20 protein-coding genes are annotated in these 22306 nt (G+C 60.7%); 14 read left to right on the top strand and 6 right to left on the bottom strand.

All coding sequences use genetic code 11. The annotated features are described in order from the left end of the window. The 4 genes from H7C18_RS13845 to H7C18_RS13830 all read left to right on the top strand — a co-directional run bounded on the left by H7C18_RS13845 (position 1) and on the right by H7C18_RS13830 (position 5751). On the top strand, positions 1–1089 hold the full coding sequence (locus H7C18_RS13845) for a LacI family DNA-binding transcriptional regulator (protein ID WP_185129665.1): 1089 nt from the start codon (positions 1–3) through the stop codon (positions 1087–1089). A gap of 208 nt (positions 1090–1297) precedes the next feature. Next, positions 1298–3745, top strand: coding sequence for a GH116 family glycosyl-hydrolase (locus tag H7C18_RS13840; protein WP_185129664.1), 2448 nt, complete (start codon positions 1298–1300; stop codon positions 3743–3745). A 32-nt stretch (positions 3746–3777) separates the two neighbouring features. After that, complete coding sequence (locus tag H7C18_RS13835) at positions 3778–4860, top strand: glycoside hydrolase family 172 protein (RefSeq protein WP_185129663.1); 1083 nt, start codon at positions 3778–3780, stop codon at positions 4858–4860. A 186-nt stretch (positions 4861–5046) separates the two neighbouring features. After that, the gene (locus H7C18_RS13830) at positions 5047–5751 is read left to right on the top strand and encodes a TerC family protein (RefSeq protein WP_238357678.1); all 705 of its coding nucleotides are present in this window, start codon (positions 5047–5049) and stop codon (positions 5749–5751) included. Between the two features lie 530 nt (positions 5752–6281). On the opposite strand, the gene H7C18_RS13825 is transcribed toward H7C18_RS13830, so the two are convergent. Further along, entirely contained in the window at positions 6282–7466 is a 1185-nt protein-coding gene (locus H7C18_RS13825; RefSeq protein ID WP_185129662.1) for a virulence factor, read from the bottom strand. 217 nt (positions 7467–7683) lie between these two features. On the opposite strand from H7C18_RS13825, the gene H7C18_RS13820 reads away from it, so the two are divergent. The 4 genes from H7C18_RS13820 (at position 7684) to H7C18_RS13805 (ending at position 12612) form a co-directional block, all read left to right on the top strand. Continuing rightward, the gene (locus H7C18_RS13820; protein WP_185129661.1) at positions 7684–8631 is read left to right on the top strand and encodes an MBL fold metallo-hydrolase; all 948 of its coding nucleotides are present in this window, start codon (positions 7684–7686) and stop codon (positions 8629–8631) included. Between the two features lie 26 nt (positions 8632–8657). Further along, positions 8658–10277 (top strand): ABC-F family ATP-binding cassette domain-containing protein, encoded by a 1620-nt coding sequence (locus tag H7C18_RS13815; RefSeq protein WP_185129660.1) that lies wholly within the window; start codon positions 8658–8660, stop codon positions 10275–10277. A 323-nt stretch (positions 10278–10600) separates the two neighbouring features. Further along, on the top strand, positions 10601–11209 hold the full coding sequence (locus tag H7C18_RS13810) for a hypothetical protein (RefSeq protein ID WP_185129659.1): 609 nt from the start codon (positions 10601–10603) through the stop codon (positions 11207–11209). A gap of 374 nt (positions 11210–11583) precedes the next feature. Next, positions 11584–12612 carry a C40 family peptidase gene (locus tag H7C18_RS13805; protein WP_238357677.1) on the top strand — a complete coding sequence of 343 codons (1029 nt, stop codon included), beginning with the start codon at positions 11584–11586 and terminating at the stop codon, positions 12610–12612. 71 nt (positions 12613–12683) lie between these two features. Here H7C18_RS13805 and H7C18_RS13800 read toward each other — a convergent pair whose 3' ends face one another. Continuing rightward, the gene (locus tag H7C18_RS13800; protein WP_185129657.1) at positions 12684–13289 is read right to left on the bottom strand and encodes a TetR/AcrR family transcriptional regulator; all 606 of its coding nucleotides are present in this window, start codon (positions 13287–13289) and stop codon (positions 12684–12686) included. Positions 13290–13375: 86 nt separating this feature from the next. Between H7C18_RS13800 and H7C18_RS13795 the strand changes: the two genes are divergently transcribed. After that, the gene (locus H7C18_RS13795) at positions 13376–13930 is read left to right on the top strand and encodes a hypothetical protein (RefSeq protein WP_185129656.1); all 555 of its coding nucleotides are present in this window, start codon (positions 13376–13378) and stop codon (positions 13928–13930) included. A gap of 124 nt (positions 13931–14054) precedes the next feature. On the opposite strand, the gene H7C18_RS13790 is transcribed toward H7C18_RS13795, so the two are convergent. After that, positions 14055–15212, bottom strand: coding sequence for an MGDG synthase family glycosyltransferase (locus tag H7C18_RS13790; RefSeq protein WP_185129655.1), 1158 nt, complete (start codon positions 15210–15212; stop codon positions 14055–14057). Between the two features lie 163 nt (positions 15213–15375). On the opposite strand from H7C18_RS13790, the gene kapB reads away from it, so the two are divergent. The 3 genes from kapB to H7C18_RS13775 all read left to right on the top strand — a co-directional run bounded on the left by kapB (position 15376) and on the right by H7C18_RS13775 (position 17945). After that, complete coding sequence (gene kapB, locus H7C18_RS13785) at positions 15376–15759, top strand: kinase-associated lipoprotein KapB (protein WP_185129654.1); 384 nt, start codon at positions 15376–15378, stop codon at positions 15757–15759. A gap of 162 nt (positions 15760–15921) precedes the next feature. Then, positions 15922–16839 (top strand): AEC family transporter, encoded by a 918-nt coding sequence (locus tag H7C18_RS13780; protein ID WP_185129653.1) that lies wholly within the window; start codon positions 15922–15924, stop codon positions 16837–16839. Positions 16840–16982: 143 nt separating this feature from the next. Then, entirely contained in the window at positions 16983–17945 is a 963-nt protein-coding gene (locus H7C18_RS13775; protein WP_185129652.1) for a glycosyltransferase family 4 protein, read from the top strand. Positions 17946–18283: 338 nt separating this feature from the next. Here the strand turns inward: H7C18_RS13775 and H7C18_RS13770 are convergent, their stop codons facing one another. From H7C18_RS13770 to H7C18_RS13760, 3 genes are all read right to left on the bottom strand, one after another. Further along, entirely contained in the window at positions 18284–19531 is a 1248-nt protein-coding gene (locus H7C18_RS13770) for a hypothetical protein (RefSeq protein ID WP_185129651.1), read from the bottom strand. Next, a complete protein-coding gene (locus tag H7C18_RS13765) occupies positions 19521–20699 on the bottom strand; it encodes a glycosyltransferase family 4 protein (RefSeq protein WP_185129650.1) in 1179 nt (392 codons plus the stop codon). The genes H7C18_RS13770 and H7C18_RS13765 overlap by 11 nt, the downstream gene beginning before the upstream one ends. A 336-nt stretch (positions 20700–21035) precedes the next feature. After that, positions 21036–21200: a DUF1328 domain-containing protein gene (locus tag H7C18_RS13760; protein ID WP_185129649.1), complete on the bottom strand. Its 165-nt coding sequence runs from the start codon at positions 21198–21200 to the stop codon at positions 21036–21038. A gap of 152 nt (positions 21201–21352) precedes the next feature. On the opposite strand from H7C18_RS13760, the gene H7C18_RS13755 reads away from it, so the two are divergent. Both H7C18_RS13755 and H7C18_RS13750 read left to right on the top strand, forming a co-directional pair. Beyond that, entirely contained in the window at positions 21353–21817 is a 465-nt protein-coding gene (locus H7C18_RS13755; RefSeq protein ID WP_185129648.1) for a DUF948 domain-containing protein, read from the top strand. A gap of 89 nt (positions 21818–21906) precedes the next feature. Further along, a complete protein-coding gene (locus H7C18_RS13750; protein ID WP_185129647.1) occupies positions 21907–22230 on the top strand; it encodes a YflT domain-containing protein in 324 nt (107 codons plus the stop codon). Positions 22231–22306 lie beyond the last annotated feature (76 nt).

The following is a 22306-nucleotide window of genomic DNA, read 5'->3' as shown; positions in this document are numbered from 1 at the left end:
ATGAGAAAAGGAACGAGTGCGTCCGTCCTGCCGTCCGAGACGGAATCTCCGATCGGGGCACAACCGTCGGAGAAGCATACGATCTATCATATCGCCGAGCGGGTGGGCATGTCTCCTTCCACCGTATCGCGAGCGCTGTCCGGCCGGGGGTATTGCGGCGAGAAGACGAGGGCGAAGATTTTGAAGGCGGCCCAGGAGATGAATTACGCGCCCGACAGCGCCGCCAAAATGCTGAAGATGAGACGAACGAAGAAGATTCTGTTCGCGGTGCCCGACATTTGCAACCCTTTCTACTTTGATATGATCAACGGAATCAACCAAGTGCTGGAGGAGCACGGGTACTTGATGATCCTGTTTTATACGAAGCACAGCTTGAAGGAAGAACTGAAAGCGATCCAGAACCTGCGCGAAAAAGTCGCCGACGGCATGATTATGGTGTCGTTCCATTTCTGCGAGGAAAACATCCGGGCCATCAACGCGCTCAAGGCGCCCGTCGTGCTGACGAACCAGTACGTCTCCGCGGGAGGCCAGGACCGGTTCGACTATGTCTATGTCGATACGTACGAAGGCATCCGCCTGGGCACCGAGCATCTGGTCGGCCAGGGGATGAGAAGGATCGCCTATGTCGGCGGCAGCTTGGGCGAACAGACCGGACATCAACGCTTCTGCGGCTATCGCGACGCAATGGACGGAGCCGGCTTGCCGGTCGACGATCGCTGGATCGCCGAGTCGGATTACACGGAGCGGGGCGGCTGGCTGGCCGCCCGCAAGTGGCTGGAGAACGCGGAACGGCCCGAAGGAATCGTAGCGGCCAACGACCTGATGGCGATCGGCGTCATGAAGGCGTACGAGGAAGCGGGGCTGCGAATTCCCGATGACGTCGCCGTCGTCGGGATGGACAACCTGGATATCGCATCGCGGGTATACCCGAAGCTGACTTCCGTCGCCTTGAAGCAGGAAGACATCGGCACGCAGTCGGCGCAGCTTCTGATGAGCCGGCTGCTCGGCCGGCCGGTTCCGAATCGCGGAATCAAGCTGCTTCCGAGCCTGGTCGTGCGGAATTCCAGCTTGCGGGCGGTGCGGACATAGAACGGCATTGCGTTCGATCGCCCGAGGCTTCGGCCGCGGGCGATCGGTTTGTCGGGCGCAAACCGATCGTTTTGGGTTGACAGACACGCCGGTTCTCCCTTATCTTAAACGTGTAAACGATTACGTAAACGATTACAGCCAAGGGATTAAACGAATCGAAATTTGCGGGCCTATAGGCCCCATTCGCGGATCGGAGGAGAACGGAAGGATGGACGGGACGAATGCGGATCGGGCCGGCAGGCGCTATCTCGGTTCCGCCCGCGAAGCGGCGTTTCCGCTTGGCGGCATCGGAACCGGCAACGTTTCGGTCGGCAGCCGCGGCGAATGGAGAGACTGGGAGATTTTCAACGCGCCGGCCAAAGGAAACGCGATGCCGAACACCTTTTTCGCGGTGAGGGTTCAACCCGAAGGCGGCGAAGCGTCGGCGAAAGTTCTGGAATCGCGGTTGCAGCCGCCGTATTCGCTATCCCACGGCTTCCATCCGCTCACGGCGGGCGGGCTGCCGCGCATGGACCGCTCGGAGATGCAGGGCACTTACCCGATCGTCCGCGTGGCGCTAGAAGACGACCGATTGCCGATCCGCGCCGAATTGGAAGCGTTCACGCCGATGATTCCGCTCGACGCGGAGAACTCCGGCATTCCGGGCGCGTACTTGACCTACCGGATCACGAACACGGGCGACCGGCCGGCGGAAGTGGTCGTCGCCGGCTCGCTGATGAACCCGGTCGGGGGCATCGAGTACGACCGGTTCGGCAATTTGCGCGGCGACATGCCGTGCGGCCGGAACGTCAACGACTTCCGGCGGGAGGATGCGCTCTCCGGGCTTTACCTGCACTCATTCAAATGGAAGCCGGACGATCTGAAATACGGCAATGTCGCGCTGCTCACGACCGGCCGGAACGTCACGTACAAGAGAGCGTGGCTGCGGGGCGCCTGGTACGATTTCCTCCAGGAATTCTGGGACGACTTCACCGCCGACGGCCGTCTGACCGATCTCGGCTACGAGGAGCCTTCGGCGGAACACGCGACCGATACGGGTTCGATCGGCGTCATCGAGCGGCTGGAGCCGGGAGAGACGAAGGCGTTCGAGTTCGTGCTGGCGTGGTATTTTCCGAATCGGATCAACGGCTGGTACGACCGCGTCCGGGACACGAGGCCGGGCCGGGAGACGGTCCGCAACCGCTACGCGGTCCGGTTCGCCGACTCTTGGGAGGCGGGCGCTTATTTGGCGCGGAATCGGGATCGGCTGCGGGACGAGACGGTCCGTTTCCGGGACGCCCTCTTCGGAAGCACGCTGCCGGAACCGGTCGTCGACGCGCTGGCCGGCAACATGCCGGTTCTGCGAAGCACGACATGCTTCTGGCTGGAGGACGGGGCGTTCTTCGGCTACGAAGGGACGTTCGACGACCTCGGCTCATGCGAAGGCTCATGCACTCATGTCTGGAACTACGCGCAGACGCTTGCATTCCTCTACCCCGAGCTGGAACGAAGCATGAGGCGGATCGAGTTCCTGGAGGAGCTTGAAGACGACGGCAAAATGAACTTCCGGGCGATGAAGCGATTCGGCTGCGAATGGAGATGGGGCGGACAGATCGCGCCCGCGGCCGCAGACGGCCAGCTCGGGACGATCATGCGGCTGTACCGCGAGTGGAAGCTGTCCGGCGACGACGCGTTCTTGCGGGAGCTCTGGCCGCAGGCGAAGCTGGCGCTCGCTTATGCGTTCAAGGAATGGGACCGCGACGGGGACGGCGTTCTCGAAGGGAAGCAGCACAACACGTACGACATCGAATTTTACGGTCCGAACCCGCTGACCGGATTTATGCTGCTGGGCGCGCTGAAGGCCGCGTCCGAGATGGCCGCGTACTTGGGCGAGGAGGATGCGTCCCGGCGTTACGCCGATCAAGCGGCGGCAGGCGCGGAGAAGCTGAACGAGCTGACCTGGAACGGCGAGTATTACGTGCAGCGGCTGGACGATCCGGACGAGCACAAATACCAGCACGGGCTCGGCTGCCTGTCGGACCAGCTGCTCGGACAGGAGCTTGCCCACCTGTACGGCCTGGGCGATCTGACGGACCGGGAGAAGCTCGCTAGCGCGATTCGCTCCGTTTATCGTCATAATTTCCGGACGGACTTTTCCGATCATGCGAACTGTCAGCGGACGTACGCGCTCCACGACGAGAAAGGGCTGCTGCTCTGTTCCTGGCCGAACGGGGGGCGGCCGAAGCTGCCGTTCGTCTACTCGGACGAGGTGTGGACGGGGATCGAGTACCACGTGGCCGCCGAGCTGATTTACCAAGGGGCGGTTGACGAAGGGCTGGAGATCGTTCGGGCGGTGCGGGAGCGGCAGGACGGCTTCCGGCGCAATCCTTGGAACGAAGTGGAATGCGGGCACCATTACGCCCGGTCGATGTCGAGCTGGGGACTGCTCGTCGCGTTCAGCGGCTTCGGCTTCGATATGGCTCGCGGACGGATGAGCTTCGCTCCGGCGGTAAACCGGGAACGCTTCGCCTGCTTCTGGAGCACGGGCAAAGGCTGGGGCGTCTACCGCCAATGGAAAGATGAGGCTTCGGGCCGTTTGCAATTCGAAGTCGATGTGCTGCACGGCGACATGAGCGGCGTGGAAGTGCAGGCATGCGGCGATTCGATCATTTTGTAAGGCGATAACGTTATGAAAAGGAGAGGCTGCAGATGAACGGTTTTAACGGCTTGGATATGGGGCTCGGCAATCTGGCCCGACTGTCGGACGCGAAGACGAGGTCGATCAGCGCGGAGAACTTCGCCGGAGAGAAAGGCAAGGGCGGCATGGCGGCGGAAGGGACGGGCAAGTGGGCATCCCGCGACTTGGGCGTCGGCTGGAAAGTGTCCCCTTCCGTCGAGATCGAGCCGGGCGCTACGTTCACGATGGGCGAAATCCAGGGGCCGGGCGCGATTCAGCATATTTGGATGACGTGCTTCCCGACGTTTTGGCGGAATCTGATCTTCCGGATCTATTGGGACGGCGAGGAGCAGCCGTCCGTCGAAGTGCCGGTCGGAGACTTTTTCTGCAACGGCTGGCAGGAGAGGTGCAACGTCAATTCGCTCCCGATCGCCGTCAATCCGGCCGGGGGCATGAACAGCTACTGGCAGATGCCGTTTCGCCGGTCCGCCAAAGTGACGATGGAGAACCGCTCTCCCGACAAAGCCGTGCTGTACTACCAGATCGATTACACGCTGACGGAGGTGCCGGAAGACGCGGCTTACTTCCACGCCGGCTGGCGGCGGACGAACCCGGTGCCGTACAAGGACGTGTTCACGGTTCTGGACGGAGTAACCGGCAAAGGGCACTACGTCGGCACCTACCTGGCTTGGCAGGTGAACAACACCGGCTGGTGGGGCGAAGGAGAGATCAAGTTCTACCTGGACGGCGACCGCGATTATCCGACGATCTGCGGCACCGGAACCGAGGATTACTTCGGCGGCGCCTGGAACTGGGAGCAGCCGCAGGGTTCGTACGGCCTCTACTCGACGCCGTATCTCGGCATGCACCAGGTCATCAAGCCGGACGGGCTGTATCGGAGCCAGCAGCGGTTCGGCATGTACCGCTGGCATGTCATGGATCCGATCCGGTTCGAGACGGACCTGAGAGTGACGATTCAGGATCTCGGCTGGCGATCCGGCGGCCGCTACCTGCCGCAGCAAAGCGATATCGCCGCCACGGCTTACTGGTACCAATCGGAGCCTCATGCGCCGTTTCCCGCGCTTCCGGACAATGACGAGCGTGAGGTGATCTAGCGGCTTGTCCGGCTGAAAGCGGCATTTTTCTCCCGGTTATGTTATCATGGTAAAGAACTCGAGGGCGGACAGGGAGTCGGCGTTTGCGCTTGCCTGGCAACCGGTGCGATTAAAACCGTCCGCCGAACGACATGATGAACGGGAAGAGGGAGTGCAAGCCGCCCTTTCCGCAAAGGAGGGGAAGTCTTGTTCCTGGAAAATTTGCTGCTGCTGGCGGAGATTCTCCTCATTAATATCGTGCTGAGCGGGGACAATGCCGTCGTCATCGCCATGGCGAGCCGCAATCTGCCGGCGAGCTTGAGGAAACGGGCGATCTGGTGGGGAGCCGGAGGAGCGGTCGGGCTGCGAATCGTGTTGTCGATCGCGGCCGTCGCGCTGCTCGACATTCCCGCCGTCAAGATCGTGGGCGCGTTGCTGCTGCTCTATATTGCCGTGCATTTGCTGACCGAAGAAGGCGAGTCCAAGGAAGTGAAGGGCGTCGCTTCGCTCGGCAAGGCGGTCGGAATCATTCTGCTGTCGGACTTGATCATGAGCCTCGACAACGTGCTGGCCATCGCCTCCATCGCGGAGAGCAACCTTTGGCTGATGGCCGCGGGCATCGCGCTGAGCATCCCGCTCATCGTCTGGGGCAGCCAGCTCATTCTGAAGGTGCTGGAACGGTTCCCGATCGTCGTGTGGATCGGCTCGGCCATTCTCGGCTATACGTCCGGCGAGATGCTGGAGAGCGTACAGGCGGTCCGGAACTGGTTCCCGGACTGGGGAGATCTCGAAGACGACTGGATTCCGTTCTCGACTGCGCTGATCGTGCTTATTGCGGGCTTCGTCTGGCGCAAGCTGGCCGCCGCCGCGCGCCACGGAGAAGCGTCGCGGGGAACGAAGGGCGAGAGGTAGCCCGCCGGGAGCCGGAGGATCTGAACGGATTCATAGAACAGCCCGCGAGGAAGCGCCGCTTCCCGCGGGTTGTTCGCGTTTGAACGCGGCGACGAAGGAGGCAGTCCGATTGCGCGCAGAGGAAGAGCGAGCTGTAAGTGCTTGAAGCCGAGTTAGCGTTGCGGAAGACGGGGAATAGCGAGCTGTAAGTGCATGAAGTGGAGTTAGAGCATCGTAAGTCGGAGAAGAGCGAGACGTAAGTGCACGAAGTGAAGTCGGAGTGTCGGAAGTTGAAGAAGAGCGGGACGTAAGTGCACGAAGTGGAGTTAGAGCGCCGGAAGTCGAAGTAGTGCGAGCTGTAAGCGTACGAAGTGGAGTTAGCGTTGCGAAAGACGAGGAAGAGCGAGTAGTAAGTGCACGAAGTGAAGTTAGAGCGGCCCCCGATTCGGGCTGGGGGAAGAGACGACGAGGAAGAAGCCGCTCCGTCTCCGAAACGACAAAAGAAGCCATCCCGTTAAAAAAGGGATGGCTCGTTTGGATCCGCTATGTCATCAAACAGACGACTCTCCGTCGCGAGCGTGCCCGGACGCTTGCTCCTGCTCGCGGTGCCGGGTCATCTGCTGCCAGACGGAGCCGGCCGCCTCCTCGCCGCTGCGAATGCGGGCGACGGCCATCTCGGCCTGGAGCTTCACTTCGAATTCGGGCTCGGTAGCGGCGACGCGCTCGAGCGCCTCCAAGGCCGTATCGTCGCCGGCCTCGTAAAGAAAGCGGGCCGCTCGCCAGCGAACGAGCTTGTTCGCGTCCGCGAGCGCCTCCACCATCGGTCCGATCGCGGCGGGGTCGCCCAGATCGGACAGCGTGTCGCCGGCGGTACGCCGCACGGCCGGCGACGAATCCTTAAGCGCGCCGAACAGGTGCGGCAGCGCCTCCGGGATGCGCAGGTCGCCGAGGTACACCACGGCGAGCCTGCGCACCGATACGTGCGCGTCGCGCACGGCCAGCGCCAGCAGCGGGAGCTGCCCGGCGTCGGGCTTCATGCGCGCCAGCGCCGCGTAGCGCTCCTGCCAGTCGGGCGCGCGCAGCCGCTCTTCGAGCTCCTCGCGCGCCAGCGGCGCCGGCGCCTCCGGAGGCGCGGCCGCAGCCTCGCCTCCCGCCGCCGTCGCTTGCGCCTGCGCGACCAGCTCGCGCAGGCGCTCCTCGGTGTACGCGGCGTCCAGCTCGCGCGCCACCTCGTCCAAGATCTCCTGCGGCTCGCCGTACCGGACGCCGAGCTCCTCCAGCTTGCGCTCGCGGATCATCGTCGCTCCCGCCGCTTCGCTCACCGCGGCCGCGAACTTTTCCGGCAGCGCCGCGCGAGCCTCCTGGCTTCCCGTGCGCACCCGGATCTGCATCGGAATGCCCCGGAACATCTGCACGAGCACGAACGACTCCCCGTACCCTCCGGCTTCCACGCCGCCCGCCGCGGCGCCGGCCGCGCCGCCTTCTCCGAACAGCTCGCGGACGGCGCCCAGGATGACCGCCCAATCCTTGTTCGGACGGCGGTCGACGGCGGCGAAGTCGGCGGCGCGGAACACGCTTTTGACTCCGTCGATCTCCAGCAGCTTCCGATAAAAAGCCGGAGCCTGATCCTTGCGGTCCTGCGTATACGTATGACGCTCCCCGAGCGGCAGCTTCTCGTCCAAGTTCAGCTTCATCGAGTTCGGGCTCGGCGTCGGTTCGATCGACAACAGCTTCAACGTGATCCCCTCCCTTATGGTGTGAAGGCGTTTATCCTCACTTCTTACATTAACTCAACCGGAGCCGAAGTGCCAAATGTTCGGGAAGTTCTCGCGGTCCGAAGACCGCCGGATCCCGGATGGGCACGGTTTTCCGCGAATCGGGCTTCTCCATGCATTGGTACAATCGCTCGTTTCCTGCTATATTAGAGGGGAACACATCACCCGGAGGGATCTCATGCGCAAAAATCGCTTCGGCAACCTGGACTCCGCCGGAGCCGTCCGCGCGGGAAGGCACAGGTTCGCCCGGTGGCGGCAGGACCGACTAAGCAAGATGCGTTCGAAAGATTATGCCGATTGCATTCCGAATACGAGACCGGACCTGGCTTTTCTCCAACATAACCGCACCGAGCCGTCGATTACCTGGATCGGGCACTCCACGTTCCTGATTCAGATAGGCGGCCTGAATATTGTGACCGATCCGGTGTGGGCGCGCCGAATGGCGCTTCAGAAGCGGCTGGCCCCGCCCGGCGTCAAGCTCGCGGATATGCCGCCCGTCGATGTCGTCTTGGTCTCCCACTCCCATTACGATCATCTGCACGTCTCTTCCCTGCGCAGGCTGCGGGGGACCAAGAGGCTGATGGTGCCGGCGGGCCTTCGCAAGAAAATGCTGCTCAAAGGCTTCCGCCAAGTCGAAGAGAAGCACTGGTGGGAAGATTGCGTCTTCCACGGCGTCAAGTTCACCTTCGTCCCCGCCCAGCATTGGGCCCGGCGCAACCCCTGGGACATGAACAATTCCCACTGGGGAGGCTGGGTGATCGAATGCCGGCACGGCCCTACCGTCTACTTCGCCGGAGACAGCGGCTACTTCCGAGGCTTCGAGGAGATCGGACGCCGCTTCGAGATCGACGTGGCTTTGCTGCCGATCGGGGCCTATGACCCGGAATGGTTTATGGCCGAGGAGCACGTCAGTCCCGAGGAGGCGCTGCAGGCTTACCTCGACGTAGGAGCGAAGTATTTCGTGCCGATGCATTACGGCTCGTTCAAGCTGGCCGACGACACGCCGAAGGAGGCGCTCGAGCGGCTGGAGGCTGCGAGGCTGCGGATGGATATTCCCGAAGACAGGATGTTCCTGCTGCATCACGGCGAGACCATGCGGTTTCAAGCCCATGCGGCGACCGAATAACCAAAAGCAAAGGATGATCTTAATTCATGATTAGCGCAAGCGGCATCAGTCTCAGGTACGGCAAGCGTCCGTTGTTCGAGGACGTCAACATCAAGTTTACCCCCGGCAACTGCTACGGCTTGATCGGAGCGAACGGGGCGGGCAAATCGACGTTCCTCAAAATTTTGTCCGGCGAAGTGGAGCCCTCGTCGGGCGAAGTGCACATCACGCCGGGAGAGCGTCTCGCGGTGCTCAAGCAGAACCACTTCGAGTACGACGAATTCGGCGTGCTCGAGACGGTCATCATGGGTTACGACCGCCTGTACAAAGTGATGAAGGAAAAAGACGCGATCTACGCCAAGGCCGACTTCACCGACGAAGACGGCATGAGGGCCGGCGAGCTGGAAGCCGAATTCGCCGAGATGAACGGCTGGGAAGCCGAGAGCGACGCGGCGGAGATGCTGAACGGTCTCGGCATTACGACCGAGCTCCATGACAAGAAGATGGCGGAGCTCGGCGGCAACGAGAAAGTTCGCGTGCTGCTCGCCCAGGCGCTGTTCGGCCGTCCGAACATCCTTCTGCTCGACGAGCCGACGAACCACTTGGACATCGAGTCGATCAACTGGCTGGAAGATTTCCTGTCCGGCTACGAAGGCACCGTCATCGTCGTTTCCCACGACCGTCACTTCCTGAACCAGGTTTGTACCCATATCGCGGATATCGACTTCGGCAAGATCCAGCTGTATGTCGGCAACTACGATTTCTGGTACGAGTCGAGCCAGCTGGCGCTCCAGCTCGCGCGCGACCAGAACAAGAAGAAGGAAGACAAGATCAAGGAACTGCAGGCGTTCATCCAACGCTTCTCCGCGAACAAGTCGAAGGCGAAGCAAGCGACAAGCCGCCGCAAGATGCTCGATAAGATCAGTCTCGACGACATCCGGCCGTCGAACCGGAAGTATCCGTTCATCAACTTCAAGCCGGAGCGCGAGGCGGGCAAGCAGATCGTCACCGTCGACAACGTCTCTCTGACGATCGAAGGGGAGAAGGTGCTGGACGGCGTCTCGTTCGTCGTGAACAAGGGCGACAAGATCGCGCTCGTCGGTCCGAACGGCATCGCCAAGTCCGCGCTGTTCCAGGTGCTGGCCGGCGAGCTGACGCCGGATTCCGGCTCGGTCACTTGGGGCGTGACGATTACCCAGGCGTACTTCCCGAAAGACAATGCCGAATACTTCGAAGGCGTCGAGCTGTCGATCGTCGACTGGCTGCGCCAATACTCGAAGGACCAGGACGAATCGTTCATCCGCGGCTTCCTCGGACGGATGCTGTTCTCCGGCGACGAGGCGCTCAAGAAGGCTTCCGTGCTGTCCGGGGGCGAGAAGGTCCGCTGCATGCTGGCGAAGATGATGTTGACCGGCGCGAACGTGCTGCTGCTCGACGAGCCGACGAACCACCTCGATCTCGAATCGATCACGGCGCTCAACAACGGGCTCGTCGATACCGAGGAGACGATCATCTTCACGTCGCATGACCATCAGTTCATCCAGACGATCGCCAACCGCATCATCGAGATTACGCCGAACGGCCTTATCGATCGGATGACGACGTACGACGAATATTTGGAGAGCCCGGAAATCAAAGAGCTTCGCGCTCGCATGCTTCCGGCGTAATCTCCCAGTTATTCCTAATTATTTGAAACACAAATGTAATCTGCGATTCATGTTTCATTCAGGGTCGATTTGTACAATGTATCTATGACCCCCCTTTTGATAAATAAATTGGCCTGCGGCGCTTGTTGCCGCAGGTTCTTTTTTTGTGCCGGCCGGGCGCGCGGCTAAGCGAATATCCGAAGGGTTCGCCCATACTTATGAGAATAGCCGGAGAACTCGCGGCATGATCGAAGGGAGGACTCGATATTTCCGATAAACAGTCCGGGCGAGGCCCGATCTCATCTGCCGCGGGCGGGCTTCTGTCGATTGCGCAGGAAGAATCGGTGCTTGCCCTTCAGGTTCGGGCCGAAGCCGACAAGACGAGAGCCATGACCGGTCAGGGACTTGCGGACGGTTCTCGGATCGGGATTCAAGCCGCCAACCGGCTCGACGCGATCGTCCGGACGGAAGGACTGCTGCTGAAGAAGCTGGCCCGCGCGGTTGCCGGTCAAGAGATGGTCCGATGGCGGGAAAGCGGCGCGGATGAACGGCCGGAAGGAAAGCCGCGCAATCGCGAGGCCGCTGCGATCCGCGAAGTTTTCGTGCCGGCGTTGATTCGGCTCGACGGGGCTCTCTATCGGTATTTGGAAGAGCTGCTTCGTCTGGAGGAAAGAGCAGCGGCGGCCGGAACCGTACGCTTGGAAGCGGGCCCGATCTTGCAGTCGTTCGCCCATTTGGCGGAGCTGAACGAGTGGAAGTGGGAGCTCGTTCTCGACGTAATGGAGGAATGGGACGGCGCAGCCGACCCCGCCGAGGTCCGGAAGTGGCAGAGCGATCACCGCAAGCTGGCCGACAGGATCGACGGGCTTCTGGAAGCGCGGCTGGAGGCCGAAGAATCGTCTGCCTCTTCGGACCTTCCGCACCGCGGTTCGGAAAGTCCGTGCGACGAATGACCTAATCCGGCCGGAGTCAGGAGAAGAAAAGGGATGGCGAAGACCCGCGCGACGGCCGCCCGGGTCTTTTCTTTCTGGGAATCTCTAGCCGGTTATACCGTTATCTGCTCTCATTTTCCAAAAGGTGGTTCGGATAGAGGAGGTATTTTTTTGTAAACGGAATGGTAAATGCAGGGATGAAAAAAACAGAAAACCGCAAGGTCAGCGTGATCCTGTTCTTTGTGCCTAGAAGAGAGTTGGATCTATTTTCCCATGAAAGAAACGGCCGCTATGATATCCGTCTCATGGAACCCCTACCCAGTCCCCCTATAATGAGGGAGGAATACCGCCCAGAGGAAGACATCTGGAGATTGGCAGAAACCGGAGGGTGTACATTGAGAAGGAATTTGTTGATCGCTTTGACGGCTGCGGCTCTCGCGGCTTCGATTCCCGTAACGGCAAGCGCGTCCGCGAATGCGGGACAAGCTTCCGTCGTAGCAACTGTGAGTTTTCGGACGGCGCCCAGCACTTTGTCCGGCATGGTCCGGTATTTGAAGCCCGGCGAAACGGTAGAACTGTTGGAAAAGACGAATAATTACTGGTGGAAAGTGCAGGATTCCAGCGGACGAGTCGGATATGTATCTTCCAGCGATAAATACGTGAAGCAAGTCTCAAGCCCGTCTGCCAATCCGGCTCCCGGCACGAGCGCGGGCACAAACGCCGTCATTGTCTCGACAGTATCGCTGCGCGAAGCCCCTTCCACGTCCGGCAAGCTGATCCGCTACTTGAAGAAAGCCGAGGCCGTAACCGTTACCGGACAGGTCAACTCCTACTGGTACGCGGTTACCGCACCGGACGGACAAACCGGGTACGTCAGCACATCCTCCAAATACATATCTTTGACCGGAGCGGTCTCGACTCCGACGACGGGAGGCAGCTCCAATAACGGCAGCTCCGGCAGCGGCACCGGCCAGGCGGATGCTTCCGCGCAGGTCGAAGCGGTGATCGCGGCCGGCATGAAATATCTCGGCACGCCGTACGAATACGGTTCTAGCCGCAGCACGACGACGACCTTCGATTGCTCGGACTTCGTGCGCCAGGCGTTCAAAGACGCGCTGGGCATTACGCTTCCCGCCGATTCCAGAGGCCAGGGCGACTATGTGCGCAGCCATTCGCAGGTCACGACCGACTGGAAGCAGCTGAAACGCGGCGATTTGATGTTTTTCATGGACTACAAAGGGACAAGCGCATCCAGCTACACCTCTAAACAGCCGTTCAGCACGCGGATTTCCCATGTCGGCATTTATCTGGGCGACGGAAAGATCCTGCAGACCTATTCGAAGGAATCCGGCGGCGTCCGCGTCGATTCGATCGCGGGCAAGCATTGGGAATACCGGTTCCTGTTCGGAGGCAGCGCCCTGTAATCTGTCCGCTTTATCCGTCAGACGAAGGAGAGTTTCGGCCCGCGCCGAGACTCTTCTTTTTTTGCATGAAATTATCGGCGGTCCGGCTCCTTCAGAAGGCTGTCCAAATGGAGGGAGACGATGGACATCAGCTCTTCGCTCCGAATCCGTTCGGGGAACGCGATCCGGTGCAGAACGAGTCCGTCGACCAGCGCATGAAGCCGTTTGGTCTCCCGGTCGGCGTCGATTCCGTCCTTCGCCAGCTTCAACGAGACGAGCGGGTCGACCATGCTTCGAAAACCTTCGTAGAGCTCGTCATGAACCTCGCGGCTGAGTGCTCCGATGGCCGGATCGGAGAGAGCCTTGCCGACGAACGCGAACCAAACTTCGGCTTCCGCGGTGCGGACCCCGTCGAGCGGCAGCAGCTCCGCGATGATTCTCTCGATTCGCTCGCGCGGTTCCCCGGTGTCCGGCAGATTGCGGATTCGCTCGTTCGCCCGATGGGAGATGAGCCTCATGGAATAGGCGAGAAGCTCGTCCTGGGCATCGAAGTAATACCGCAGCGCCCCGAGAGAGAGACCGGCTTCGTCCGCCACCCTTCGGACGGATACGCCGTCGAGCCCGTCTTTTCGGATGACGCGCCAGACGGCTTCGGCGATATGTTCTTTTCTTTCCTCGTGATTGACGATTTTAGGCATGGACTTATTATAGCACGGTTGTTTTTTAATACAATCGTGCTATAATGGCTTAAATCATACATTTGTATTAAAAAGAAGGTGAAACGATGTTTGCGGCGATCGTCGCGTGCGAACTGGCTTTCTGGGTATTCGTGCTGGCGGGCCTGGCTTGCCGCTACTTGCTGCCGCTCAAGAAGACGGGAGCCGTTCTGCTGATCTGCACGCCCGCCATCGACGCCGCGCTGCTCGCCGCCGCGGCGATCGATTTGCGCCATGGCGCAGAAGCCGGAGCGGTTCACGGCTTGTCGGCCATTTACATCGGCGTCTCCATCGCCTATGGACATTCGATGATCCGCTGGGCCGACGTCCGTTTCGCCCACCGGTTCGCGGGCGGGCCCGCCCCCGTCAAGCCGCCTAAGGCTGGGGAAGAGCACGCCAGACGCGAGCGGAGTCTCTGGTACCGCCATGGACTGGCTTGGGCGATCGGCAGCGCCATTCTGCTAGGAATGGTCGCGCTGATCGGCGACGAGGAGCGCACCCGCGCATTGGTTGAGACCGTCAAGCTGTGGTCGTTCGTGCTGGGCATCGACTTCCTTATCAGCTTCAGCTACACGTTGTTCCCCCGCAAGCCGAAACGGCCTCGCGACTCCTCCTCTCGATGACTCCTTAACGGAAGCGGCCGCCCGAAGGTTGCGGACCGGCTTCCGCTATTCCGGGCGCAATGCCGGATTCGGCCGAGACAGAGTTTGAACCGTTCCGCCCCCTAACAAAAAACCTCCGGCTCCCTCATGCAAGAGGGACCGGAGGTTCTTCCACATCGTCGCCAAGCGACTGCAGCAGCTTCAGCACCGCTTCGGAACAGCGCGCCGGATTGTACTCGGCGTTCCTCAGGGCGAGCAGGCCGTCGCGGTGCTGCCCGGCCAAGTACGGCTCCTGAATGAGACGGAACCAGCGGTCGATCGTCTCCGTGGAGGTGAGCAGCTCGCCGAACCCTTGCGCGACGAAGTATTCGAGATTCTCTTCTTCCTGGCCGGGAATCGGCTCGTAGAAAAGCATCGGGATTCCCTTCGCCATTCCTTCCGTACAGGTCATGCCGCCGGGCTTCGTCACGAGCAGCTCCGACACGTCCATCAGCTTGCTCACTTCCTTGGTGAAGCCGAGCACTTTGATGTTCGGATGCCGAAACTTGGGATCGGCCAGCAGCTTCTCCCGGGCCTTGTCGTTGCTGCCCATGCACAGGATGAGCTGCACCTTGTCGGCGTAGGAGGTCATGTACTCCACGTGCTGGTCCGAGTACAGGAGCCCCCAGCCGCCGCCCATGATCAGTACGGTAGGCATGTCCGAGAGTTCGAATTGCGCGAGAATCTCGGCCCGGTCGTGGGGATACCAGAAGTTCGGATGCACGGGAATGCCGGTCACTTCGATCTGCGAAGGCGAGATGCCCCGCGCGATCAGCTTGTTCCGCACGCTGGAGGTACTGACCAGATACTTGTCCACCTCGGGAGTCGTCCACGTCGCGTGCGCGTCGTAATCCGTAATCAATGTATAGAGAGGCACGTCTACCCCAAGCCTTTTCAACCGGCTGACGACCGCGTTCGGAAAAGGATGGGTGCAAACGATCATATCCGGCTTCAACTGCTGGACGACGTCCGAGACGTGATTGTAGAACAGCTTGTGGAGCGCGAACGTCTTGATGCGGCTCAAGCCTTTATCGTAATAACTCCGATACAGCTTGCCGAACAACTGCGGCTGCTTGCTGACCGTCTTCCGATAAGCGGATAGGAGCAGGGGCCCAATAATGGGATTCAAGAACGTCCCGAGCTCGATGACCCGCGTTTGCAGATGGGGGGACAACTGCCGCAGCCCGACCGCCAAGGCGTATGCCGCTTGGGTATGTCCGGTGCCGAATCCTTCGGATAGCAGCAGCACTCGTTTTTTTCGCATGGGTTACAGTCCTCCACTTTACCTTTCTCCATATTACTTCCTTCTCGAACTTGGGACAAGTGTCGGGCCGATTTTGAAGGAAGGCCGTGCATCCCGGAGACGGCTGAGGTACAATTCGTCTGACGGCTTCATTCTAGGAGATACGGACAAGGAGGACGAAAGGATGAATCAAGAACTCGATACGCCGGGTCGGATCGTCATGGCGGCCTACAAAACGGGCGAGTACGTCGCGGAAGTGGCGGAGTCGGACGGGAGAAGGGCGCTTGTCAAAGTGTTGGCGGTACTGCGCCATCCGACCCAGGGCGATCTTCATCACCCGTATGATCCGGACGTTCCGCTGTTCCATGAGCGCAAGGCTTCCGCTTACCAGGAGAAAGTATGGGTTCCGATCCGCGAGCTTAAAGCCTACGCGGGGGAAGTTCCCTCTTATCGGGAATCGCTGATCGCGGCCCTGCAGGCCGAGACGGAGCGGTCGGACAAGCTTCGGCGTTGGGCCGAGCGGAGCCGGGAGTGCCTGGACGCTCTGCAGCGGGAGTACGGCGTTTAACCGGGAGGCATGTCGGCGACCGGTACCGCTCCGGCCGCTCGGCGCCTCGCGCGCCATGAATGGATCATAGGCGTAGACTATGGAGTTGATATTTTTTATATATTTAACCTTTCGTCGCGCAAGGGCTACAATTGGGAAAAAACACCCGATAGGAGGGTGCCCATGGCCGCCTATGTCGCGCAATTCGCCAACGTGAGCGTTCCGATCCTGCTCGCTTGCCTGCTCGGCTTTTTGTTCCAGAAGTATAAGGCGCCGGACACGCGCCAGCTTGCGGAGATCAGCCTGTTCGTCCTGTCTCCTTGCCTGATCGTATCGGCCTTATCGACCAGCGATCTGGACGGTTCCGTCTTCGGTCATATCGCGGCGTTCACGCTGATTCAGACCGCCTTCTGCTGGGCGGCATCGACGGCGGCCGGACGGCTGTTCCGGTTCGACGCGCCTTCCCGGAGGGCGATGGACTTAACGACGATCTTCGCCAATTCGAACAATTACGGGCTGCCGCTGCTGCTGCTTGCCTTCGGCGAGGGCGGATTCGCGATCGGGGTCACGAACGTGATTACGCACATTATTCTCGTCAATACGCTCGGCATGTATCTGGCGACGCGTTCGACCTTCAGCGCGGGCGGAGCTCTTCGCCAGGTGGCGAAGACGCCGCTCATCTACGCGGCGATCGCCGGGACCGTGTTGTTCTTGTTCCGGATCCCGCTGCCGGACAGTCTCGGACAGGGGCTGAAGCTGGTGGGGGACGCTTATCCGGCCGTCGTGCTTCTGCTGCTCGGCGTTCAGCTCGGCAAGACGAATTGGAGGAACGGCTGGCGCAAGGAGACGTGGGTCTCCTTCGGGATGAGAGTCGTCATCGTGCCGCTGCTCTCCTGGCTGACGATCCGGCTGCTCGGCCTGCACGGTCTGGAAGCGTCCGTCCTGTTCGTCCAATCGAGCATGCCGGCGGCGATCAATTCGCTCGTGCTGATGGAGAAGTACGGCGGAGACAAGGAACTGGTGGCGGTCAACGTGGCGTTCACGACGCTGGCGAGCTTCCTTTATTTACCGCTGCTGATCCATTGGTCGTCCGGTTTTTGACCGATCGGAACTGCCGAATCCGCTTTTCAAGACCGCTTCCATCGCACGAATGCCCTCGAATTCGGTCGACAAAGCGTTGACAGCCCCCTTTCCAACTGCTTACAATCGAAAGAGCGGCAATCGCACGCGGAAAGGGGCCGAGTATGAGTTATTTTCTCGCTTTCGCGACTTCATTCGTTCTTGTGGTCTTATTGATTCCTCCCTTACGGAAATTCGCGCTTCGCATCGGTTTCGTGGACAAGCCCCGGGCGGACAGCGCCCGCAAAATACACCGTGAGCCGATTCCGCTGACGGCCGGCATCGCCATCTTCGTCGGATTCGCAGCCGTCTACCTGATCTTCATGAGGGACGTGTGGTACCAGACGGCGGCGATTCTCGGCGGCGGGCTGCTCGTGCTGCTGATCGGCATCGTCGACGATTGGTACAAGACGAACGGCAGAGAGTTTCCCGCGCTGCCCAAGTTCCTCGTGCAGATCGGCGCGGCCGTTCTCGTCTACGCGTCGGGCATCCAGTTCGTCGGATTCGAGAATCCGTTCAACGGCGTCTACGTCGTGCTGCCGGAGTGGCTGTCGTTTATTTTTACGATTCTATGGATTTTCGGCGTCACGACGGTCATCAACTTCTCCGACGGCATGGACGGGCTGGCGGGCGGACTTTCGGCCATCTCCGGCGGCACCCTGCTCGTCGTCGCGCTCGTCATGGGCCAGCATAATTCGGCGATGATGGCGGTCATCACGGTCGGCGTCTCCGTCGGCTATCTTCTGTTCAACCGCCCGCCGGCCAAAGTGTTCATGGGCGACGCCGGCGCGACGTTCCTCGGTTTCATGCTGGGCGTCGTGGCGCTCGACGGCGCCTTCAAGCAGGCGACGCTGCTGTCCCTGTTCATCCCGATCTTCGCGCTCGGCGTGCCGATCCTGGACAACGTCCGCGTCGTAATCGCCCGGGCCATGAAGGGCGTCCCGGTCTATCAGGCCGACGCTTCGCAGGCCCATTACCGTCTGCTCGCAACGGGCATGAAGCCGGTTCAGGTCGTCTCGTTCCTGTACCTGCTCAACATCTGCTTCGGCCTGTTCTCCATCGTGCTGCTGCTTGCCCAGCAGACTTGACGGTAGCGCTTTTTTTCAGCGGTCTCAGCGCCGTGAAGCTTTTCGCAAACGAATTTGCGTTAGCGGAGACGATTTGCCGATCCGCCCGCAACTGCGAAACGCGGAATTGATCTTGAATGGCCAAAGAACTCCGACCGATGTTGACGGTCGGAGTTCTTTGCGTCTGATGATGAGTTTCCGGGATAGAGTTATTGCTTTCGGGCACTAATTTGGCTCACGATGTCGCGATCCGGCGCGAATTATTGCTTTCGGGCACTAACTCGGCCCGCTTTGTCGCGATCCCGAACGAATGGTTGCTTTCGAACACCAACTTGGCTCCTTAGAGTCCCCGCTTAGCGTCAGCCCCGATCGTCGGAGCAGAGCGCCTGCGTCATCAAATAGGAGAGCGTCGCTTCGGCGCCGCAGTTCAGATTCGGGCCGTTCTCCTGCAGGCCGTCGCAGCAGCAGCCCTCCGAAGGATCGACCATCTGGGCGCACAGGTCGTTGTTGCCGTAGAACCAGGCCAGGCAGGCGTTGCGCTCTTTGCGCAGCGCTTCCGCATGCTCGCTCAAGGTGACGATCCTGCTGTCGCCGATCCGGATTTCTTTCTTCCGCTCCGCGGTCATCGTTCCGTGCCGGGAGTGATGCCGGACATCCGAGGCCGCGGCGTTCGAGACGAGCAAGGAGACTCCTTCGCCTTGGGCGGCCTCCAGCGCGATCGCGCCTTCTTCCAGAGAGAGCGCCAGCTTGAACATCTCGAGCGGCTGCTGGTCCCAGTAGCTGACCGCTTCCTTCGTCCGCCACTTCTCGTTGCCGATCGGCCGGTAGTGTCCGCTCTCGGCCTTCATCGCGGTCAGCAGAGAAGACAGGCAATCCAGCCCGATCTCCAGCGTCTCCGTTCGGCCTGTCACCCGGAATGCCCGCAGCATCGCCCAAGGGAGCACCCCGTTGCTGTAGGTCATCGCCGGCTCGAACCAGTTCCAGTCGCCCTGCGAGAATTGTCGGAACGCATCGCACAGAATGCGCTCATATCGCACGAGATGGTCGCTTAGTTCATCTTTCCAGCCGTCCGGCAGATTGATGACTCCGTTGTTATCCGCTTCGATCAGATGGGCGCAAGCGGCCATGGCGAACGCCCGTCCCCGAAGCGATCCGATCGCGCCGATCGTGCGCATCGACTTCTGGATCAGGACGTACGCCGTCTCCCGTTGGCCGCAGTCCAGGCGAACCCAAGCGTCCGCGCAGCTCCACAGCGCGCGGCCCTGGCAGTCGTGAGAGACCTCTTCCGGTTCGGGGGTCCGGTCGTAAGCGATGTTGTTGTGAAACCAGCCGTCATCTTTCTGAGTCCACAAGAGGAAGGCCAAATAGACGTCGGCGAGAGACCGCAGAACCGCCACATCTTCCTCCCGCACTTTCTTGCGGCGGCGCGGGTCCAGCCATTCCGTGACGGTCCACAGCGCCCTGGCGTTGTCGTCCGTCGTGTAGCCTTCCCGGCGGCGGGGAATGCGGCCCAGCGCGTGCTCCAGCAGCCCGGTATCGTCCGTCAGGCGGCGCAAATGGACAAAAGAAGGCGCGTCGCCGCGCCAGCTCGGGGCATTAGACGACATCCGCCATGCTCCATTCCTTGCGGGCCGCCACCCGCTCCAGCAGTCCCAGGTATTGCGCCCCTACCTGAGGCCACTGCATGCTGCGGCCGATATCCGCCATCCATCGTTCGCATTCGGCGAGCATCTCCGGGAAAGAGAACAATTCGATGATTTTCGCGCTCCAGGCATCCGTATCCCCGAAAGGAAGGAGCAGCTCTTCGCGGCCTTGAACCAAATCTTTGGCGTAGCTATATGGAGTGCTGAGAATCGGCCGCCCGAGGCCCGCGGCATACGCGAGCGTGCCGCTCGTAATTTGCTGCATGCCCGGGTAGGGAGTCACGTAGAGATCGCAAGCCGAGATCAGAGAGACCAGCTCATCTTCCGGCACGTACCGGTCGATCATCTTCACGTGATGCTGCAAGCCGAGCTCCGCGATCATGGCGGTCAATTCCTCGCGATAAGCTTCGCCCTCGTGCTTCTTGACCTCGGGATGGGTTTGGCCCGCGATGACGTACAACAGCTCGGGAACGGCCCGGACGGCTCCCGACAGTGCCTTCAGCAGCGATTCGACCCCTTTGCTTCGGCCGAGCAAACCGAACTGGAACAGCACCTTGCGATGCTCCCACCCGAAGTGCCGTCGGGTCAGATGGCGCTCTTTCCGGTCCGGGACCGGGGAGCCGTGAGGAATGAACGAGATCTTCTCCAGCGGAATCCGGAAATGATCGTGCAGATAGCCGATCGCTTTGCGGTTCATGACGTGGATATGGTCGCTGCGCTGAGCGATGGCGGCTTGAACCGAGGCATAAGGCTCGGCCGGTTTCTCGAATACGGTGTGGAACGTGGTGACGACCGGTTTTTTCAACCGATCCAGCAGCTCGAGCAAATAATCGCCCGCTTCCCCCCCGAATATGCCGAATTCGTGCTGAAGCGACACGACGTCGATGGAGCTTCGGTTCAGCGTGTCCGCCAGCAGCCGGTAATCTTCTCTTTCCTGCTTGAGCAGGGGCAGCTGCCAAGGCTCCTTATACGCGTCGAGCTCGTCGGTGTTGCACATGGCGACGACCGGATCGGACGCATCCCCTTTCGATCGAGAGACAGCCTCTCTCAAATGGTGGGTGTAAGTGGCCAATCCGCATTTTTTCGGTACGTATGTGCTGACGTAAGCAATTTGGAATCCTTGTGGATTCATGGGCGTTGCACCTCCAAAGCGCGGCTAACGAACCGCTTCATGTGTTAATCGGGAGGACCTGCGGCGGTCCCGGGGCCGAAATGGCAATGCGAAAGTCGGGGACCGGAAGAATCCGGATCCCCTGAGCGCGATAGAACCCTTCGTTGGGAATTTGTCGGCGATGCCGGAAGACGGTCTTAGCCGCAGGCCGGACAACCTCCGGCGATCCGTCGCCGCGCATGACGCGCCATGGAGAGGAAAGCTCTCTTTCTCCATGGATACGGTCTTGCGGGAAGGAATATGATACCGTGCTGCGCGATTCGTGATGGAAATTCCCGCTTGTTGCGACAGCTTGGATCAGACTCTGCCGCGACGGCCGAAGATGAGGGAGAGGATGAACAGGATGACGAAGATGAAAAACAGCACTTTGGCGATTCCCGCAGCGGCGGCGACGATGCCTCCGAAACCGAAGATCGCGGCGACAATTGCGACGACTAGAAAAACCATTGCCCAGTACAGCATGAGGGTCATCTCCTTTGCGGTTGTCTGGATTGGACTGGCTTGCCCCTCCCTTACCACGCCCATTCCCGGATGAAACGCGGCGCTGCGGCGGTTTCGTTCCGCGGACGATAGGGTAAGCCCCCCATACATCCGCTGCGGAAGGGGAGAAACCTATGAGCGCGCAAACGTTATTGGCGGCAAGCGCCGCGCTGGCTGCGGTCAGCTTTGCCATTCTGTGCGGCTTTGCCGTGAAAACGCTGCTCGGCGCCGGCCGGACGATGGACTCGTTGCGGACGACGCTGGAGAAGACAAACGGAACGGTGGAATCGATTCGCGACAAGACGATGGAACTGACGGACAACGTCAACGAGCTGTCCCTTCAGGTGAAGGATAAGCTGCATGCGACGGACACGTTGTTCCAGGCGGCCCGCGAAGCCGGGGCGACCATTCAGGAGACGGTTCACGCGGCGAAGGAAGCGGCGGACACGCTGTCGAACGCGGTGCGGGAGGAGGTTCAAGCTCCGAAGAAGCCGTGGATGGCCTGGATCAAGATCGGCCTTCAGGTCGTTTCCGCGTTGCGGCGCAGCGTCCGGGACGAGGTCAGGCCGCTCGCGTCCGAGCCCGGATCCCGGGCATGAAGGAAAGGGCAGGTTTCAATTGGCGGAGGCATGGGTAAGGAAGGGCGAGACAGCATGTCCAATCGATTCACCTTGAGGAGGAGATCGCAATGAGAGCTTACGTCAAATTGGTGAGCAACGGACTGGAAGCGTTCGATGCCGTGAGGGATCTGCGCTCGCAAGGGTACGACGGGAACGAAATCTACGTGCTGGCCCACAGCGAGGTTCGGACGAACCGGCTGGCGGACGCTTCGGATACGAGCACGATCGGCATCACCGAGGAAGGCATGCTGCAGTCGATGGCCAATCTGTTCCGTACGCGGGGAGACGAGCTGCGCAGCAAGATCGAATCGATGGGAGTCGGCTCCGCGGAAGCGGAGCTTTATGAAGCCGAGTTGGATCGGGGCAAGGTTCTCGTGATGGCCCGCCATTAAAAAGCTTCCGGCGGAGGAGGCAAACGGGAATAAGGAATGNNCATTCCTTATTCCCGTTTGCCGCTTGCGAGAAATG

Origin of the sequence: Cohnella zeiphila, from assembly GCF_014212055.1 — a bacterium.
Classification (GTDB): domain Bacteria; phylum Bacillota; class Bacilli; order Paenibacillales; family Paenibacillaceae; genus Cohnella; species Cohnella zeiphila.
This window is presented reverse-complemented; position numbering and strand designations above follow the sequence as displayed.

Excerpts from the sequence above, each read along its gene's own strand:
- H7C18_RS13835 (WP_185129663.1), top strand. The coding sequence starts at position 3,778 with ATGAACGGTTTTAACGGCTTGGATATGGGGCTCGGCAATCTGGCCCGA.
- H7C18_RS13815 (WP_185129660.1), top strand. The coding sequence starts at position 8,658 with ATGATTAGCGCAAGCGGCATCAGTCTCAGGTACGGCAAGCGTCCGTTG.
- H7C18_RS13820 (WP_185129661.1), top strand. The coding sequence starts at position 7,684 with ATGCGCAAAAATCGCTTCGGCAACCTGGACTCCGCCGGAGCCGTCCGC.
- kapB (WP_185129654.1), top strand. The coding sequence starts at position 15,376 with ATGAATCAAGAACTCGATACGCCGGGTCGGATCGTCATGGCGGCCTAC.
- H7C18_RS13795 (WP_185129656.1), top strand. The coding sequence starts at position 13,376 with ATGTTTGCGGCGATCGTCGCGTGCGAACTGGCTTTCTGGGTATTCGTG.
- H7C18_RS13760 (WP_185129649.1), bottom strand. The coding sequence starts at position 21,200 with ATGCTGTACTGGGCAATGGTTTTTCTAGTCGTCGCAATTGTCGCCGCG.
- H7C18_RS13790 (WP_185129655.1), bottom strand. The coding sequence starts at position 15,212 with ATGCGAAAAAAACGAGTGCTGCTGCTATCCGAAGGATTCGGCACCGGA.
- H7C18_RS13750 (WP_185129647.1), top strand. The coding sequence starts at position 21,907 with ATGAGAGCTTACGTCAAATTGGTGAGCAACGGACTGGAAGCGTTCGAT.
- H7C18_RS13845 (WP_185129665.1), top strand. The coding sequence starts at position 1 with ATGAGAAAAGGAACGAGTGCGTCCGTCCTGCCGTCCGAGACGGAATCT.
- H7C18_RS13840 (WP_185129664.1), top strand. The coding sequence starts at position 1,298 with ATGGACGGGACGAATGCGGATCGGGCCGGCAGGCGCTATCTCGGTTCC.
- H7C18_RS13780 (WP_185129653.1), top strand. The coding sequence starts at position 15,922 with ATGGCCGCCTATGTCGCGCAATTCGCCAACGTGAGCGTTCCGATCCTG.
- H7C18_RS13770 (WP_185129651.1), bottom strand. The coding sequence starts at position 19,531 with ATGTCGTCTAATGCCCCGAGCTGGCGCGGCGACGCGCCTTCTTTTGTC.
- H7C18_RS13765 (WP_185129650.1), bottom strand. The coding sequence starts at position 20,699 with ATGAATCCACAAGGATTCCAAATTGCTTACGTCAGCACATACGTACCG.
- H7C18_RS13800 (WP_185129657.1), bottom strand. The coding sequence starts at position 13,289 with ATGCCTAAAATCGTCAATCACGAGGAAAGAAAAGAACATATCGCCGAA.
- H7C18_RS13775 (WP_185129652.1), top strand. The coding sequence starts at position 16,983 with ATGAGTTATTTTCTCGCTTTCGCGACTTCATTCGTTCTTGTGGTCTTA.
- H7C18_RS13755 (WP_185129648.1), top strand. The coding sequence starts at position 21,353 with ATGAGCGCGCAAACGTTATTGGCGGCAAGCGCCGCGCTGGCTGCGGTC.